The organism is Pseudonocardia sp. Ae331_Ps2 (genome assembly GCF_001932405.1).
In the GTDB taxonomy this organism is placed as follows: Bacteria; Actinomycetota; Actinomycetes; order Mycobacteriales; family Pseudonocardiaceae; genus Pseudonocardia.
On the sequence record NZ_MCIM01000001.1, the window covers coordinates 5,466,128 to 5,482,117 of the forward strand.

Sequence of the window (15,990 nt, forward strand, 5' to 3'; positions counted from 1 at the left end):
CGTCCGGTCGACCTCGGTCACCGCACCTCCTGCTCGTGCTCGGGTGGCGGGGAGGTCCCCGCCACCCGAGGATAGTCCGCGTTCGGGCCCGCGTCGTCGTCAGGCGTTCAGCAGGGCGTCGATCCGCAGGTCACCGAGCTTCGCCCGGCCGTTCAGCGCGCTCAGTTCCAGCAGCGTGCCGAACCCGACGACCTCGGCCCCGACGTCGGTGAGCAGCGCGCAGGCCGCGGTGGCGGTGCCACCGGTGGCGAGCACGTCGTCGACCACGTAGACCCGGGCCCCCGGCTCGACGACGCCGGCCGGCAGCTCCAGGGTGGCGCTGCCGTACTCCAGGTCGTAGCTGCGCGACGCGGCGACCGCGGGCAGCTTGCCCGCCTTGCGGACCGGTACGGTCCCGACCCCGGCGACGAGCGCGACGGCGGCGCCGAGCAGGAACCCGCGCGCCTCCACCCCGACGACGAGGTCCGCCTGGCCGGCGCCCGCGGCCAGCTCGGTGGTGACGGTCGCGAAGGACTCCCCGTCCGCCAGCACCGGGGTGATGTCCCGGAACAGCACGCCGGGCTGCGGGTAGTCGGGAACCGAGCGGACCAGCTCGGCGACCAGGAGCAGGTCCTCTGCGGAGTCGCCGCTGATGCCGGGCCCGACCCGGATGCCGTCGACCTGTGCCCCGCTCACCCGCGACGCCGTCCGGTCTTGCCGGTCGGGCGGGCGCCGGGCCGCGGGGCGGCGGGTGCGGAGGAGCTCACGGCGGCGAGGGTGTCGGTGGCCGGGCCGCCGTCGACGTCGGAGTCGGGCCCGGTGTCGGGCCCGGAGTCCGTCCCGCCGCGGCCGGCCGCGCGGGCACGCCGGGCCTCGACCCGGGCGGCCTGGTCCCGGACCCGCTTGTCGCGCAGCTTGATGTCCACCAGCACGGGGGTGGCCAGCAGCAACGAGGAGACGACACCGGAGATCATGCCGACCAGCTGGACCAGGGCCAGGTCGGCCAGGGTGCCGACGCCGAGCAGCCCGACGCCGATCACGAGCAGGCCGAGCACCGGCAGGATCGCGATCAGCGAGGTGTTCATCGACCGCATGAGCGTCTGGTTCAGCGCGAGGTTCGCGGCCTCGGCGTAGGTGCGCCGGGTCAGCTTGAGCAGTCCGCGGGAGTTCTCCCGGACCTTGTCGAACACCACGACGGTGTCGTACAGGGAGAACCCGAGGATGGTGAGCAGCCCGATCACCGTGGCCGGGGTGACCTCCAGACCGATGATCGAGTACACGCCCGCGGTGACGACGATGTCGTTGATCAGAGCCACCAGCGCGGCGGCCGCCATCGCCCGCTCGAAGTAGAACGCCAGGAACAGCGTGACCAGCACGATGAACACGGCGAGCGCGATCAGCGCCTGTGTCGTGACCTCGCCGCCCCAGGTGCCCGAGACCTGCGAGTCGCTGATCGAGGCGGCGCTGGGGGTGCCGTCCGCGCCGAGCGGCTGCAGCTGGGTGAACAGCGCCTCGCGCAGCGGCACGAGCTGCTCGGAGGTCAGCGGCTCGGACTGCAGCACGATCGACGCGGCGTCGCCGGACCCGACGGACTGGGTGACCTCGGGCGCGGAGCCGATCACGCTCTCGTAGACCCGGTCGACCTGCTGGGTGCTGATCGCGCCGTTCGCCCCGGTGGCGGGCATCTGGATCTGGGAGCCGCCGGTGAAGTCGATCCCGAGGTTGAAGCCCCGGAAGACCAGCGACAGCAGGCAGATCGCGATGAGCACGCCGAACCCGATGTACCAGGTCTTCCGGCGGCCGATGATGTCGACGTTCGCGGTGCCGGTGGTGAGCCGGGTCCAGCCCGACATCGACTCGGGGTTCGTCATGCGCCCGCTCCCTTCCCGGTGGTGGCCGCGCGCCTGCCGACGGCCGGCTTCTCACGGCGGTGCCGCTGCCCGATCCGGTCGACGGCCGCGAGCCCGGACAGCCCGGGCCTGCCCAGCGACTTCGACCGGGAGATGAGCACGACCAGCGGGAACGTCACGAGGAACACGACGACGAGGTCGAGGATCGTGGACATGCCCAGAGTGAACGCGAAGCCGCGGACCTCGCCGACGGCCAGGATGTAGAGCACCGCGGCGGCGAGGAAGCTGACGGCGTCGGCGGTGAGGATCGTGCGCCGCGCCCGCTCCCAGGACCGCGGGACGGCCGAGCGGAACGTGCGGCCCTCCCGCATCTCGTCCTTGAGCCGCTCGAAGAAGATGACGAACGAGTCGGCGGTGATGCCGATGGCGATGATGAACCCGGCGACGCCGGCGAGGTCGAGGGTGAACCCGATCCAGCGCCCGAGCAGGATCAGCACCGCGTAGACGACCAGGCCGGACAGGGCCAGCGACAGGATCGTCAGGATGCCGAGCAGCCGGTAGTAGAACAGGCAGTAGGCGAACACCAGGGCCAGTCCGACGGCGCCGGCGAGCAGCCCGGCCTCCAGCGAGGCGAGCCCCAGGGTGGCCGAGACGGTCTGGGCGTTCCCGGAGTCGAACGACAGCGGCAGCGAGCCGTAGCGCAGCACCTGGGCGAGCTGCTGGGCCCGCTCCTGGTTGAACTGCCCGGAGATCTGGGTCTGCCCGTAGATCGGCTGGTTGATCGTGGGGGCCGAGACGACGTCGCCGTCGAGCACGAACGCCACGTTCTTGCCGACGTTGTTCGTCGTGTACTGCCCCCAGGTGTCGGCGCCCTGCGGCTTGAAGGTCAGCGAGACCACCCAGCCTGCGCCCTGCGGGTTCTGCTGGGCCTGGGCCGAGGCGATCTCGGTGCCCTCCAGGAAGGAGGGGCCGAGCAGGTACTTGTTCTGCTTGTCCTCGCTGCACGCGACCAGCGGCTTCGTCGGGTCGTCGTAGCCCTGCAGCGGGTCGGGGGCGTTGCAGTCCAGGGTCAGCAGCGCCTGCAGCTGGGTGGCCTGGTCGGTGCTCTGCCGGGTCTCACGGAGCTTCGTGACCTCGGCGGCGACCCGCGGGTCGTCCGGGGCGAGCCCACCAGGGCCCGGTGCGGGGGACGGCGCGGGCGTCGGCGGCGGGTCCTGCAGCGGCGAGACCTGCGCGACCGGGGCGACGGGGCGGCTCTGCTCGCCCATCCCCTGCGGCTGCGCAGGGGCAGGGCTCGCGGGGGCCGGGCTCGCCGGGGCCTGACCGGTCTGCGCGCCCTGGCCCGGTGCGGGCTGCCCGCCGGCGGCCTGGTTCGCCGGGACCGGGCCCTGCAGCACCTCGCGGAAACGCAGCTGCGCGGTCTGCCCCAGGGAGCGGGCCTGCTCGCCGGCGTCACCGGGGACGGTGATGACGATGTTGCTGCCGTCCAGCTGGACCTCGGCGCCGCTGACACCGAGCCCGTTGACGCGCTGCTCGATGATGTCCTGCGCCTGGACCAGCTGGTCACGCGGCGGTGGCTGCCCGTCGGTGGTGCGCGCGGTGAGCGTGACGCGGGTGCCACCCTGCAGGTCGATGCCCAGCTTCGGCGTGAGGTTGCCGCCCCCGGTGAGGAACACCAGTGCGTACAGCACCACGACGATGCCTGCGAAGGCCGTCAGGTAGCGCCAGGGGCGCACGTGCTGCTGCCCCGACGACGTTGCCACGTGATCGTTCTCCTGATCCGACTCGTGCGGCGGCCGCGGCCTGCCTCACGGTCGGTCGCCGTCCCACCGGGCCGGTGCGGCAGAGCCGCGGCCGGGCCCGGTACGGACGCCGAGGCCGCCGGAACGGGCCGTCCGGCCCGTTCCCGACGTGCTCAGTGGATGGTCGGCTTGTTCTCCGACGCGTCCTTGTCGGCCGACTCGGCGACGGTCTCCTCCGTCGCCTCCTCGGTCGTGACCTTCTCCCGGATCGCCGCACGCAGCCAGGTGGTGACCACGCCGTCGGCGATCTCGAGGTCGATCGTGTCCTCGTACGAGGCGTCGACGATGGTGCCCCGCAGCCCGGACGTGGTGACGACGACGTCGCCGTCCTCCAGCGCCTGCTGCATCGCCTGCGTCTCCGCCATCTGCCTGCGCTGCTTGCGGCCGTTGAGGAACAACGGCACGAACAGCAGCAGGATGATGAGGAACGGCAGCAGTGAGAAGATGCTCGAGCCGCCACCGGCCTGCTGGGCGAGAATTGATGTCATCGTGCGGGGTCTCCGTCTCGTCTCGTAATCGTGAGTGTGCCAGCCGGGACCGACACCGACGGCCTGCCCCCTCCCGGTGGCGGACCGCTCGTCGCAGTGCGGCGGGCCGAACGGCGTCGTCCGGGAGCTGTCGACTGTCCGACCTGCCCCGGAACGAGTCGCACGCCCGGATCGTTCCGACGTCCCGGTCCGGGTCGCCGGTCGGGGCACGCGGTGTCCGGAGGGCTCCGCGCGGTGTGCGGGCACCAGGGTGCCCGTCGTCCCGGCCGGGCGCTGCCCGATCCGTTCGGTCCGTCCGGATCCTCCCATGTGCGACCGGTCGTGCGCTCCGGCGCCCCGGCGGCGCGCCGGGTCAGAACAGCGGGTCGATCCGGTGTCCGGCAGGCGCGTCCGCGGGCGGGGTCAGCCCGAGGTGGGTCCAGGCCAGCGGGGTCGCGACCCGCCCGCGCGGGGTGCGGGCGATCATCCCGGCCCGCACCAGGTAGGGCTCGCAGACCTCCTCGACGGTCCCGGGCTCCTCCCCGACCGCGACGGCGAGGGTCGACACCCCGACCGGGCCGCCGTGGAAGGAGCGGACCAGCGCGCCGAGCACCGCGCGGTCGAGGCGGTCGAGGCCAAGCTCGTCGACGTCGTAGACGGCCAGCGCGTCGCGGGCGACCTCCCGGGTGACGACCCCGTCCGCGCGGACCTCGGCGTAGTCGCGGACCCGGCGCAGCAGCCGGTTCGCCACCCGGGGGGTGCCGCGGCAGCGACCGGCGATCTCAGCCCCGCCGTCGGGGCGCAGGTCGATGCCGAGGATCCCGGCGGCACGGCGGAGCACGAGCTCCAGCTCGGGGACGTCGTAGAACTCCATCTGCCCGGTGAACCCGAACCGGTCGCGCAGCGGACCGGTCAGCGAGCCGGCCCGCGTCGTGGCCCCGACCAGGGTGAACGGCGCGACCTCCAGCGGGATCGAGGTGGCACCAGGGCCCTTGCCGACGACGACGTCGACCCGGAAGTCCTCCATCGCGAGGTAGAGCATCTCCTCGGCGGGCCGGGCGGTGCGGTGGATCTCGTCGATGAACAGCACGTCGCCGGGCACGAGGTTGGACAGCATCGCGGCGAGGTCCCCGGCACGCTCCAGCGCCGGGCCGGAGGTCAGCCGGATCGCGGCCCCCATCTCCTGGGCGATGATCATGGCGAGGCTGGTCTTGCCGAGCCCGGGCGGGCCGGACAGCAGGATGTGGTCCGGCGGGTCGCCGCGGCGACGGGCGCCCTCCAGCACCAGCTGCAGCTGCTCGCGGACCCGGGGCTGGCCGACGAACTCGGCCAGCGAGCGGGGCCGCAGCGACGCCTCGACGTCGGTGTCCCCCGGCTGGACCCCGGCGTCCACGGCGCGCTCGTCGAGCCGGCCGTCGACCCCGGCATAGGGGTCGGGGTCGGTCACCGCGACCGGCCCAGGCTCGACAGCGCGGTGCGCAGCAGGTCCCGGGCGTCGGTGTCGGGGGCGTGGGCCAGGACCGCGTCGACGGCCTGCTCGGCCGGGCGCTGGGTGAAGCCGAGCCCGAGCAGCGCCTCGACGACCTGGTCGCGCACCCCGAGCATCGGGGCCGGTGCGGCCGCGACGGCGCCCGCGGGCACCGCGGCCGGCGCGGTCACCTTGTCGCGCAGCTCCACGACCAGGCGTTCGGCGCTCTTGCGCCCGACGCCCGGGATGCGGGTGAGCACGGCCAGGTCGCCGTCGGCCAGCGCGCGGCGCAGCGTGTCCGGCTCCAGCACCGCGATCGTGGCGAGCGCGAGCCGCGTCCCGATCCCGGACACCGTCTGCAGCAGCAGGAACAGCTCGCGTTCCTCGGCGTCGGCGAACCCGTAGAGGGTCAGCGAGTCCTCGCGCACCACCAACGTGGTCGGCAGCCGGGCCTCGTCCCCGCGACGCAGCCCGCCCAGCGTGGCGGGGGTGGCGTACACCGCGAGCCCGACCCCACCCACCTCGATGACCGCGTGGTCCAGCCCGATCTCCAGCACCGGACCGCGCACCGAGTGGATCACTGACAGGTCCCCTTCCGACGAACGACCGTTCGAGCACCGACGCTACCGGGCCGCACCGACCGGACCGCACGCGACACCACGCCACCACCGGGCGAGAGGGATCAGCGCGCGCGCCACCCGCCGGTCGAGCGGGCGTCGGCGGCCGCGCGGGCCGCGGCCCACTGCTCGGCGGCACCGGGCCGGGCGCCGCCGCGCTCGCGCTGGGCCTCGGCGAGCCGGGCACGGTGCACCGCGGCCAGCTCCTCGGCGCGGGCCTGGGCCTGCGCCATCCGGTCGATCATCGGTGAGCGCCAGCAGTGGCAGATGGCGAGCGCGAGCGCGTCGGCGGCGTCGGCGGGCTTCGGGGGTGCGTCCAGGCCGAGGAGCCGGGTGACCATCGCGGTGACCTGCGCCTTGCCCGCGCGGCCCTCCCCGGTGACGGCGGCCTTCACCTCGCTGGGGGTGTGGAAGGCGACCGGCAGCCCCGCCCGGGCCGCGACGAGCGCGACGACGCCGCTGACCTGCGCGGTGCCCATCACGGTGCGGACGTTGTTCTGGCTGAACACCCGCTCGACGGCGATCACGTCGGGTCGGTGCCGGGCCACCCAGCGCTCCACCTCGTCGGCGACGGCGAGCAGCCGCCGTTCCAGCGGCAGGGCCGGCTCACTGCGGGCGACGCCGACGTCGACGAACCCGACGGTCCGGCCCGCACCGGCCTCGACGACGCCGATGCCGCACCGCGTCAGTCCGGGGTCGACCCCGAGCACCCGCACCGCGTCCCCCTCGCCTCGGACCGCACAGCCGTTCGAGAACCGTACCGGTCGGGACGGTCCCGTCCGGGCGGGCACGCCGGACCGGCGGGTCCGGACCGGGCCGGGCGGACCGGGGTGACGCCCGGGATGACAGGGTGCGCAGGTGACGTCGTTCCTCCGGGTCCTCGCGTGGGTGTGGGCCGCGCTGCTGCTGGTCGTGCTGGTGGGGACGTTCCGCCCCGAGACCCCGGCGATCGGGCTCGCGGGGTCGTTCCTGTCCGGGGCGTACCCGCTGCACGTCGCCCTCGCCGGGGTGCTGGGGATCCTGTTCGGGCTGGCCGCGCGGGCCGCGGGCGCACGGTTCACCGGCGTCGCGACGGCGGTGCTCGCCCTGGCGGCGGTCGTCGGGTCGGTCACGGTGCTGGCCGCGCAGGGCCGGGCCGCGTCCGAGCAGGGCGTCCCGCTGGACTGGACGGCGGCGCTGACCGAGCTGGGCCAGCCCGACGGGAAGCCCGACCGGTCGGTGGAGTTCGCCCCCGGCCGCACGCTGGACCTCTACCTGCCGACCGGCGCGGGTCCGCACCCGACGATGGTGTGGGTGCACGGCGGGTCGTGGACCAGAGGGGACCGCAGCGACCGCACCGCGCTGAATCGGTGGCTCGCCGAGCGCGGCTGGGCGGTCGCCGCGGTGGACTACCGGCTGCCGCCACCCGAGCCCGTCGGCCGCGACCAGCAGCGCGACGTCGCGTGCGCCGTCGACTGGGTCCGCGCGCACGCGGGCGAGGCGGGTCTGGACCCCGCGCGGCTGGTCCTGGGCGGGCAGTCCGCCGGGGCGACGCTGGCGCTGTCGGTCACCTCCGGACTGCTCGACGGGACGCTGGCGTGCTCCGAGGCACCCGCCGCGTACGGCGGCACCGGCCCGGCCGACGCCCCACCGCCGACGCCCGGCCCGCCGCCGGTCGGCGTGGTCGCCTACTACCCGCCCGTCGACCTGACGCTGGTCGACCCCGACCTACAGCGCACCCTGTTCGGCGGCACCGCCGACCAGGCGCCGGGCCTGCTGCGGCTGCTCTCCCCCGCCGAGCAGGTGCGCCCCGGGCTCCCACCGACCCTGCTGCTGCTCGGCTCCGCGGACCACTACGTCCTGCCCGACCGGGTCGCCGCCTACGACCGGCAGCTCCGCTCCGCGGGGGTCGACGGCAGGCTGGTCACCGTCCCCTACGCCGACCACGTCTTCGACCGCCCCTTCGGCAGTCCCGGTGCGCAGCTGACCCGGGAGGCCGTGATCCGCTTCCTGACCGGGCTGAACTGATGCGGGTCGAGATCACCGCACTGGTGGTCGCGTCCCGGCACGCCTACGAGGGCAGGCCCGCCGACGGGCCGCGTCCCGACCCGGAGCCGCCGCTGCGCGACGAGGTCCGGGTACGCGCCGGCCACGGGATCGTCGGCGACCGCTACGCCGGCCACCCGGCGCACGCCCGCGCCGCGGTGACGCTGCTGGCCGCGGAGTCGCTGGACCACCTGCGCACGGTCCTCGGCGACGTCGTCGAGGCCACCGCGACCCCGCGGGCGGCGCGGCGCAACATCGTGCTGCGCGGCGCCCCGGTCGACGCGCTCGCCGCACCGGGCCGGGGCGGCACCGGCGCGCTGTTCGCCCTGGACTCCGGCGACGGCCCGGTCCGCTTCCGCGCGCACCGCGCCGCCGCGCCGTGCCGCTGGATGGACACCGAGATCGGCGACGGCGCGTGGGCCGCGCTGCGTGGCCGGGGCGGGGTCCGCTGCGAGCCCCTCGACGACGGCGTGCTCCGCCTCGCCCCCGCCGAGCTGACGATCCTGGAACCGGCGGCAGCCGCACCGCAGGGATCCACACAGCGGGGATCCACACCGTAGGGACCCGCACAGCACGGATCCGCACCACACGGATCCGCACCACGGGGATCCGCACCACGGGGATCCGCACCACCGAGAGCAGCACCACCGAGAGCAGCACCGCGGGGATCCGCGACGTCGAGAGCAGCGCCACCGAGGCCAGCGCTGCCGGGATCCGCACCGCCGGACGCCGGGCACCGACCGTCCGGCGGGGGGCCCGCACCGTCCGCCGCCACGCTGTAACAGCAGGTAGGAGGGTTTGCGACCCTACCGACGTCGGCACCGCAGGAGGTGACGCCGATGTCGTCCCCGGTCCCGCATCCCCGCCGCCCCGACGTGCCGCCGGCCGTCCCCGCGCAGGCGGGCGTCGTCGTGCACCGGGGTCTGCCCGGGGACCGGGCGACCTGGGCCCGCCGGGCCGTCCTGATCGGGGAGCTGCTGGTCGCCCTGGCCGATGCCGAGGCCGGCGGGCTGGAGCTTCCGCCGTCGCTGGCCGGGCGGCGTGCGCTGCGGGCATGGTCGCGTTCCGCGGAACGCGCGGTGGCCGCGGCCGGGGACGCCGACGCGGTCGTCGCGGTCCACACCGACGACGCCGACGTCCTCGCCGCCGCCGGGCGCGACCTGGCCGCGGTGCTGCGCCACGAGCGCGACACCCGACGCCGCACCGGCCCCCGTGCCACCCCGATCGGCCTCGCGGCCGGTGGCACGACCGACACCACCACGGGCGTCACGGCCGGCACCACAGGCACGGAGGGCACGGCCGGCACGGTCGGGCGGCTCTGCGCGATCCTGCACGCCGCGGCCCGCCGTCAGGACGTCGCGGTCGAGCAGCTCGTCGCGGAGCTGGGCCGCGCCGGCCGCATCCTCGCGCCGGGACATCTGCGCCACCGCTCCGCAGCCGCACACGGCACCGGAGCCGGCACCGCGCCCACCCGGGGAGCGGTCGCCGGCTGACCCGGGCGCGAGGTCAGTGAGGTGTTCTCAGTAGCGGGTTGATCATGTCGTGCGGTCGTACTCGGTGTGGAGTAGTACGAGCGCAGCTGCGGTGATCGCGCCGGTGCGCCAGGGACATAGCGTGACTCGCCGCAACGCGGCGAAGGTGGTCTTGAGCAGGGCGTTTCCGCGTTCGGCCAGAGCACGAAGGGCTGAGTGCAGGGTGTTGACGGTGCGCTGGTTGACCGTCTGCCCGCGGCCGGGGGCGAGTTTGATGGGCACGGTGAGCCGGTCGGCTTCGCCTTCGTAGCCGAGGTCGCCCAGCGCGGCGTGGGTGTCGTCGGTGAACGCGGCCAGGCCCTCGAGCAGCCCGGGGTGGGTACGGGCGCAGCGGGTGTCGTGCTCGCGGCCCGGCCGCACGTCGCTGGTCCATAGCGGCCATCCATCAGGTGCGGTGAGGACCTGGATGTTCCCGCCGTGGCGGCGGTGCTTGCCCGACCACCACAGGTCGACCCCGGGGGTGAGGCCGAGCGCGCGGCACCGGTCGGTGGCGATCAGGGTGCCGTCGAGATTCACGTGGGTGTGCCCGGCTGTGCGGGCGGCGAGCAGGGCTCCGTGCAGGCCGGGTGCGGCCGCGGCGAGGACGTCGATGCCTTCGTGCAGGTAACGGTAGGCCGTTGCAGTGCTGATCGCGTTGTCACCGGCCAAACATCGGACCCGGGTAGCATCACAGAACCAGCGGATCACCAGCACTGCCTGGGCGAACGGGGTCAACGCCCGCCGCCGGGTGCCACGTCGACGGCGTTGAAGGACCAGGAGCCGCGCCAGATAGGCCACGGTGCGCTCCCCGATCGGGAGGACAGCGGTGTAGGTGACAGGATCAGACATGCAGGACCTCGGTGACGGTGTCGATCTGTGCTGGACCGAACCGATCTACCGGGGTCCTGCCCCGTTCCCGCTCATCTCACCACCCTCGGCGTGTCGCCACGACCTGCCACCCCGCTACTGAGAACACCTCAATGTGACCGGACAATGTCGATAGGGGTCGGTAGGGGCCCGGACAGGGGTTTCGTCGCCGTCCGCTCACGTAGCGTCGGCGCAAATCCAGCCCCTCGTCCCGCCGAGCCGAGTTCTCGACTGGGCCGCCGGCACCCTTTCCCGCACGAGGAGACCACCGACCGTGTCCATTCGACGCGCCACACTCGGCGCGGGCGCCGCCCTGGCAGCCATCGCCGTTCTGCTCAGCGCCTGCTCGACCGGCCCGTCGGCGAGCGGGACGCCCCCGACCGGCGAACCGGTCAATGGCGGCAGGCTCACCTACGCCCTGAGCACCGATCCGCTGTCGTTCAACCCGTCCGGGAACAATGCCGGCAACGACTCGTGGACGGTCACCCGGCAGTTGTTCGACTCGTTGTTGTACCTCGACCCGAACAGCAAGAAGCTCGAACCGTGGCTGGCGAAGAGCTGGTCGAGCAACGCCGACGCGACGGCGTTCACCTTCGAGCTGCGTGACGACGCCACGTTCTCCGACGGGAGCAAGGTCACCGCGAACGACGTCAAGGCGACCTTCGACGACCTGGTCGCGAACAAGGCGAAGAGTCCCGGCACGGCAAGCTTCTTCAGCGGCTACCGGACCACCGACGCGGTCGACGCCGACACCGTGACGGTCCGGTTCTCCACACCGAACGCCGCGTTCCCCGCCAACACGGCGGGCGTGATGCTCGGCATCGTGTCGCAGGCGACGACGAGGATCCCCTACGACGAGCGCGCGACCGGCAAGGGCGTGGTCGGTTCGGGTCCGTTCGTCCTGCAGAACTACACCAAGGACGTCTCCACCACCCTGGTGCGGCGGCCCGACTACGCGTGGGCACCCGCCGGATTCGCCACCACCGGGGCAGCGCACCTGGACGCGATCGACTTCACGGTCGTGCCCGAGTCGACGGTCCGGTCGGGCAGCCTGACCTCCGGCTCGGTCGATGTGATCAACGGTGTCGACCCGACGGCGGTGGGCGAGCTGGAAGGGGCGGGCACCGTGGTGAGCCGCTCCACGCCGGGCTACGTCAACGGCCTCTACTTCAACGTGTCCCGGCCCGCGACGGGTGACCTCGCCGTGCGGCGGGGCATCGCCCACGCCGTGGACGCCGGGCAGATCCGCGACACCGCGGTGACCGACGAGTTCGCAGTGGGCACCAGCATCCTGTCCGCGGCGACCCCCGGGTGGTCCGACCAGAGCTCGTGGTTCGGGTTCGACGCGGCCGCGGCCGGGCGCGACCTGGACTCCGCCGGGTGGGTTACCGGCCCGGACGGCATCCGGGCGAAGGACGGGAACCGGCTGTCCCTGAAGCTGATCTACATGAACACCTCGGGCCAGACCCAGAGCGCGGTCGAGGTGCTGCAGCAGCAGCTCCGCGCCGCGGGCGTCGAGCTCGTGCTCTCGGGTGGGGCGGCGCCGGACTTCCTGGCCGCCTGGCAGAGCGGCGCGTTCGACGCGGCGTGGATCGCCGGCGGCGCGTCGGACCCGGACATCCTGCGCACCGTGTACTCCGCGAGCGGCACCAACTTCTACAAGGTGAAGGACCCGACCCTCGACGGCCTGCTGACCCGCCAGCTCGCCTCCGTCGACCAGGCCGTCCGCTTCGGGGTGCTCGCGGACGTGCAGAAGCGGATCGCCGAGCAGTACTACCAGGTCCCGGTCTACGAGAACACCGGGATCGTCGCCACCACCAGGGGTGTGCACGGCGTGGTGCTCGGCGCGGACTCGCGGCCCGACCTGCTGGTCGGCGCCTGGAAGGACCCCACCTGAGCGATCACCGGCTCCCGCCCGCGCGGGAGCCGGTGATCCCCTGACGGTCACGAACTGGGAGCGCTCCGTTTGACTCGCTACGTCCTGGGCCGCCTCGGGCAGGCCCTGCTGGTGGTCTGGGCCGCCTACACCATCACCTTCGCGGTGCTCTACGTGCTGCCCGGGGACCCGGTGACCCTGATGGCGGGCACGGGCGTCGGGTTCCTCACCCCAGCCCAGCTCGACGGTCTGCGCCACGAGTACGGGTTCGACCGTCCACTCGTCGTCCAGTACGCGACCCGCCTGGGCGCCGCGGCCGTCGGGGACTGGGGGCACTCGATCGTCAGCAACCGTCCGGTGCTCGACGTGGTCGGCGAGGCCCTGCTCTCGACACTGCAGCTGACGGCCGCCGGGCTGACGGTCGCCGTCGTCGGCGGGACCGTGCTGGCGCTGGTGACCGTCGGGACGGGTCGGCGGTGGCTCGCCCAGCTGCTCGGCGTGCTACCGCCCCTCGGGGTCGCGGTTCCGGCCTTCTGGTTCGGGCTGCTGCTCATCCAGTGGTTCGCCTTCGGCATACCGCTGTTCCCCGCGTTCGGTGCGCAGGGCCCCGCCTCGCTGGTGCTGCCGGCGGTGGCGCTGGCCGTCCCGACCGGCGCCACGATCGCCCAGCTGCTGACCCGCAGCCTCGACGCCACGCTGGCCGAGCCCTACATCCACACCATCCGCGCCCGCGGCGCCGGAACCGGGCGGGTCCTGCTGCGGCACGCCCTGCGCAACGCCGCTCTGCCGACCGTGACCATGACCGGGCTGATCGTCGGTGGGCTGCTGTCGGGGGCGGTGGTCGTGGAGACCGTGTTCTCCCGGCCCGGTCTGGGCCGGGTCGTGGCACAGGCCGTCGAGCAGCAGGACGTGGCGGTGGTGCAGGGCGTCGTCGTCCTCGCCGCGATCGTGTTCGTGCTGACCGGGTTGGTGGTCGACCTGCTCTACCCGGTCCTCGACCCCCGGATCCGGGTCGCCGGCCGGCGGCCGGCCCGTTCGGTTCCGGGAGGTGCGGCATGACGCTCGCCCTCGAGGATCCTCCCGTCACGGCACCGCAGCGACCGGCCGGAGGACGACGTCGTCGCCGGCCTCCGATGGGCCTGGTCCTCGCCTGCGGATGGCTGCTCGCGGTCGCGGTCGCGGTGTTCGTCCCGCACCTGCTCGCGGCGGGGGACCCACTCGCCGGAGTGCCGGCGCTGAAGCTGGAACCTCCCTCGGCCGAGCACTGGCTGGGCACCGACGCGGTGGGGCGGGACCTCTACACCCGCGTGGTGCACGGCACCGGGCTCACGATGCGCACGGCGGTGCTCGCGGTGGCGATGGGCGTGCTGTTCGGCTCCGCGCTGGGGCTGCTGGCCGGGCTGGCGGGCGGGGCCGTCGACATCGTCGTCATGCGGGTGGTGGACGTCCTGTTCGCCGTGCCGGGGATCCTGCTGTCGCTCGCGCTGATCACCGTGCTCGGCGTGGGTACCGCCGCGGTCGCGTTCGCCGTCTCGCTCGGCAGCATCGCGGGCATCGCCCGGGTCCTGCGGTCGGAGGTCCTCAAGGTACGGACCTCCCCCTACATCGAGGCCGCGCAGGTCAGCGGGAACCGGCCGCTGCGGCTCACCCTGCGCCACGTCCTCCCCAACGCCGTCACCCCACTGCTCGCCCTCGCCGCCCTCGAGCTCGCCGCCGCCATCCTGTCCGTGTCCGCGCTCGGCTTCCTCGGTTACGGCGCCCAGCCCCCCGCCCCGGAGTGGGGGGCCATGGTCGCCGCCGGTCGCGACTCCCTCCGCACGGCGTGGTGGCTCACCACCTTTCCCGGCCTGGCGATCGTGGCCACCGTGCTGGCCGCGAACCGGCTGTCGCTGCTCGTCGGACGGAGACCGCGATGAACCCGGTGCTGACGGTCGAGGGTCTCGCGGTCCGCTACGGGTCCGTCGAGGCCGTGCGCGGCGTGTCCTTCCACGTCGACCCGGGTGAGACGGTCGCGCTCGTGGGCGAGTCCGGCTCGGGCAAGTCCACCCTGGCCCACGCCGCGCTCGGACTGCTGCCCCCGGGGGCGGCGGTCACCGCCGGACGGGTCGTGGTTCGCGGCACCGACCTCGCCGCGGCGGACGACCGTGAGCTGCGCCGGCTGCGGGGCCGCACCGTGGCCCTCGTCCCCCAGGACCCCGGCGCGTCGCTCGATCCCGTCATGCGGGTCGGACGGCAGGTCGCCGAGGTCCTGGAGATCCACGGTCTCGCCACGGGGCGAGCAGCCGCGGCCCTCGCCCGCGAGGCGCTCGCCCGTGCCGGACTCGATCCGGACCGGGTCGCGCACCGGTACCCGCACGAGCTGTCCGGGGGGATGCGCCAGCGGGTCCTCATCGCGGCCGCGCTGGCCGGGGGCCCGGCGCTGATCGTGGCCGACGAGCCCACCAGCGCGCTGGACGTGACGGTCCAGAAGCAGATCCTCGACCATCTCGCGGCCCTGACCGCGCAGAGCGGCACCAGCCTGCTGCTCGTCACCCACGACCTCGCGGTCGCCGCCGAGCGTGCGGACCGGGTGCTGGTGATGCGGGCCGGAGAGCTCGTCGAGTCCGGCCATCCCGCCCAGGTGTTCGACGCTCCGCGCCACCCCTACACCCGCGAGCTGGCCGCCGCCGCACCGCGGCGCGACGGCGTGAGCGAGCGTGTCGGTCGCGACGCCGACGAGCCGCCGCTCCTGGTGCTCGACGGGGTCGGCAAGACCTACCCGTCCCGCACCGGCCGGGCGGCCGAGCGACCCGCGGTCGAGGCACTGGACCTCACCGTCTCCCGCGGGCGCACCCTCGCGCTGGTCGGCGAGTCCGGTTCCGGGAAGACGACCGTCGGACGGCTGGTGCTGCGGCTGGTCGACGCCGACACCGGCCGGATCACCCTCGACGGTCTCGACGTCACCACCACCCGTGGGCCCGAGCTGCGCGCGCTGCGCCGCCGGGTCCAGCTCGTGCAGCAGAACCCGTTCACGGCGCTGAACCCGCGCCTGACCGTCGAGGCGATCATCGCGGACCCGTTGCACGCGCACCGCATCGGCAGCTCCGCCGATCGTCGACGACGTGCGGCCGAGCTCGCCGACGTCGTGCACCTCCCCGCCGACGCCCTCCACCGGCGGGCCGCGGAGCTCTCCGGCGGTCAGCGCCAGCGGGTGGCCGTCGCGCGGGCCCTCGCCCTCGACCCCGAGCTCGTCGTCCTCGACGAACCGGTCTCGGCACTCGACGTGTCCGTCCAGGCACGCATCCTCGATCTGCTCTCCGGGCTGCAGCGTGACCGGGGCATCGGCTACCTGTTCATCACCCACGATCTCGCCGTCGCGCGCGAGATCGCCCACGACGTCGCCGTCATGCGCACCGGCCGTCTCGTCGAGCACGGGCCTGCCGCCACGGTCCTGTCCGACCCGCAGGACGCCTACACCAGGGCGTTGCTCGATGCGGTCCCCGATCCCCGTCGCCACCGGCCGGTGACGACGCCGTCCCACCCCTGAGG

At 74.1% G+C, this 15,990-nt stretch carries 15 protein-coding genes; 7 read left to right on the forward strand and 8 right to left on the reverse strand.

Annotation, left to right across the window (positions count from 1 at the left end; translation table 11 throughout):
- Positions 1–99: 99 nt before the first annotated feature.
- The 7 genes from Ae331Ps2_RS25540 to ruvC all read right to left on the reverse strand — a co-directional run bounded on the left by Ae331Ps2_RS25540 (position 100) and on the right by ruvC (position 6,899).
- Entirely contained in the window at positions 100–633 is a 534-nt protein-coding gene (locus Ae331Ps2_RS25540) for an adenine phosphoribosyltransferase (RefSeq protein ID WP_075311697.1), read from the reverse strand.
- A gap of 38 nt (positions 634–671) precedes the next feature.
- Positions 672–1,850, reverse strand: a complete 1,179-nt coding sequence (gene secF / locus Ae331Ps2_RS25545; protein WP_075306022.1) for a protein translocase subunit SecF — start codon at positions 1,848–1,850, stop codon at positions 672–674.
- On the reverse strand, positions 1,847–3,592 hold the full coding sequence (gene secD, locus Ae331Ps2_RS25550) for a protein translocase subunit SecD (RefSeq protein WP_083695981.1): 1,746 nt from the start codon (positions 3,590–3,592) through the stop codon (positions 1,847–1,849). The genes secF and secD overlap by 4 nt, the downstream gene beginning before the upstream one ends.
- Before the next feature lie 152 nt (positions 3,593–3,744).
- Complete coding sequence (yajC, locus tag Ae331Ps2_RS25555) at positions 3,745–4,119, reverse strand: preprotein translocase subunit YajC (RefSeq protein WP_075306020.1); 375 nt, start codon at positions 4,117–4,119, stop codon at positions 3,745–3,747.
- Positions 4,120–4,471: 352 nt separating this feature from the next.
- A complete protein-coding gene (gene ruvB / locus Ae331Ps2_RS25560) occupies positions 4,472–5,491 on the reverse strand; it encodes a Holliday junction branch migration DNA helicase RuvB (RefSeq protein WP_170917155.1) in 1,020 nt (339 codons plus the stop codon).
- Between the two features lie 50 nt (positions 5,492–5,541).
- Entirely contained in the window at positions 5,542–6,147 is a 606-nt protein-coding gene (gene ruvA / locus Ae331Ps2_RS25565; RefSeq protein ID WP_075329803.1) for a Holliday junction branch migration protein RuvA, read from the reverse strand.
- A gap of 101 nt (positions 6,148–6,248) precedes the next feature.
- Entirely contained in the window at positions 6,249–6,899 is a 651-nt protein-coding gene (gene ruvC, locus Ae331Ps2_RS25570) for a crossover junction endodeoxyribonuclease RuvC (RefSeq protein WP_075306014.1), read from the reverse strand.
- A 142-nt stretch (positions 6,900–7,041) separates the two neighbouring features.
- Here ruvC and Ae331Ps2_RS25575 point away from each other — a divergent pair, with 142 nt between their 5' ends.
- The 3 genes from Ae331Ps2_RS25575 (at position 7,042) to Ae331Ps2_RS25585 (ending at position 9,701) form a co-directional block, all read left to right on the forward strand.
- The gene (locus Ae331Ps2_RS25575; protein ID WP_075306012.1) at positions 7,042–8,190 is read left to right on the forward strand and encodes an alpha/beta hydrolase; all 1,149 of its coding nucleotides are present in this window, start codon (positions 7,042–7,044) and stop codon (positions 8,188–8,190) included.
- On the forward strand, positions 8,190–8,768 hold the full coding sequence (locus Ae331Ps2_RS25580; protein ID WP_075306010.1) for a molybdenum cofactor biosysynthesis protein: 579 nt from the start codon (positions 8,190–8,192) through the stop codon (positions 8,766–8,768). Before Ae331Ps2_RS25575 ends, Ae331Ps2_RS25580 begins: the two co-directional genes overlap by 1 nt.
- Positions 8,769–9,047: 279 nt before the next feature.
- Positions 9,048–9,701, forward strand: a complete 654-nt coding sequence (locus tag Ae331Ps2_RS25585; RefSeq protein ID WP_075306008.1) for a hypothetical protein — start codon at positions 9,048–9,050, stop codon at positions 9,699–9,701.
- Positions 9,702–9,743: 42 nt separating this feature from the next.
- Here the strand turns inward: Ae331Ps2_RS25585 and Ae331Ps2_RS25590 are convergent, their stop codons facing one another.
- Positions 9,744–10,568, reverse strand: a complete 825-nt coding sequence (locus tag Ae331Ps2_RS25590) for a transposase family protein (RefSeq protein ID WP_075313133.1) — start codon at positions 10,566–10,568, stop codon at positions 9,744–9,746.
- Positions 10,569–10,860: 292 nt separating this feature from the next.
- Between Ae331Ps2_RS25590 and Ae331Ps2_RS25595 the strand changes: the two genes are divergently transcribed.
- The 4 genes from Ae331Ps2_RS25595 (at position 10,861) to Ae331Ps2_RS25610 (ending at position 15,988) form a co-directional block, all read left to right on the forward strand.
- Positions 10,861–12,483, forward strand: a complete 1,623-nt coding sequence (locus tag Ae331Ps2_RS25595) for an ABC transporter substrate-binding protein (protein ID WP_075306006.1) — start codon at positions 10,861–10,863, stop codon at positions 12,481–12,483.
- 69 nt (positions 12,484–12,552) lie between these two features.
- Complete coding sequence (locus Ae331Ps2_RS25600) at positions 12,553–13,521, forward strand: ABC transporter permease (RefSeq protein ID WP_075306004.1); 969 nt, start codon at positions 12,553–12,555, stop codon at positions 13,519–13,521.
- The gene (locus Ae331Ps2_RS25605) at positions 13,518–14,378 is read left to right on the forward strand and encodes an ABC transporter permease (RefSeq protein ID WP_075306002.1); all 861 of its coding nucleotides are present in this window, start codon (positions 13,518–13,520) and stop codon (positions 14,376–14,378) included. Before Ae331Ps2_RS25600 ends, Ae331Ps2_RS25605 begins: the two co-directional genes overlap by 4 nt.
- Entirely contained in the window at positions 14,375–15,988 is a 1,614-nt protein-coding gene (locus tag Ae331Ps2_RS25610; RefSeq protein WP_075306000.1) for an ABC transporter ATP-binding protein, read from the forward strand. The genes Ae331Ps2_RS25605 and Ae331Ps2_RS25610 overlap by 4 nt, the downstream gene beginning before the upstream one ends.
- The last annotated feature ends 2 nt before the right edge of the window (positions 15,989–15,990 follow it).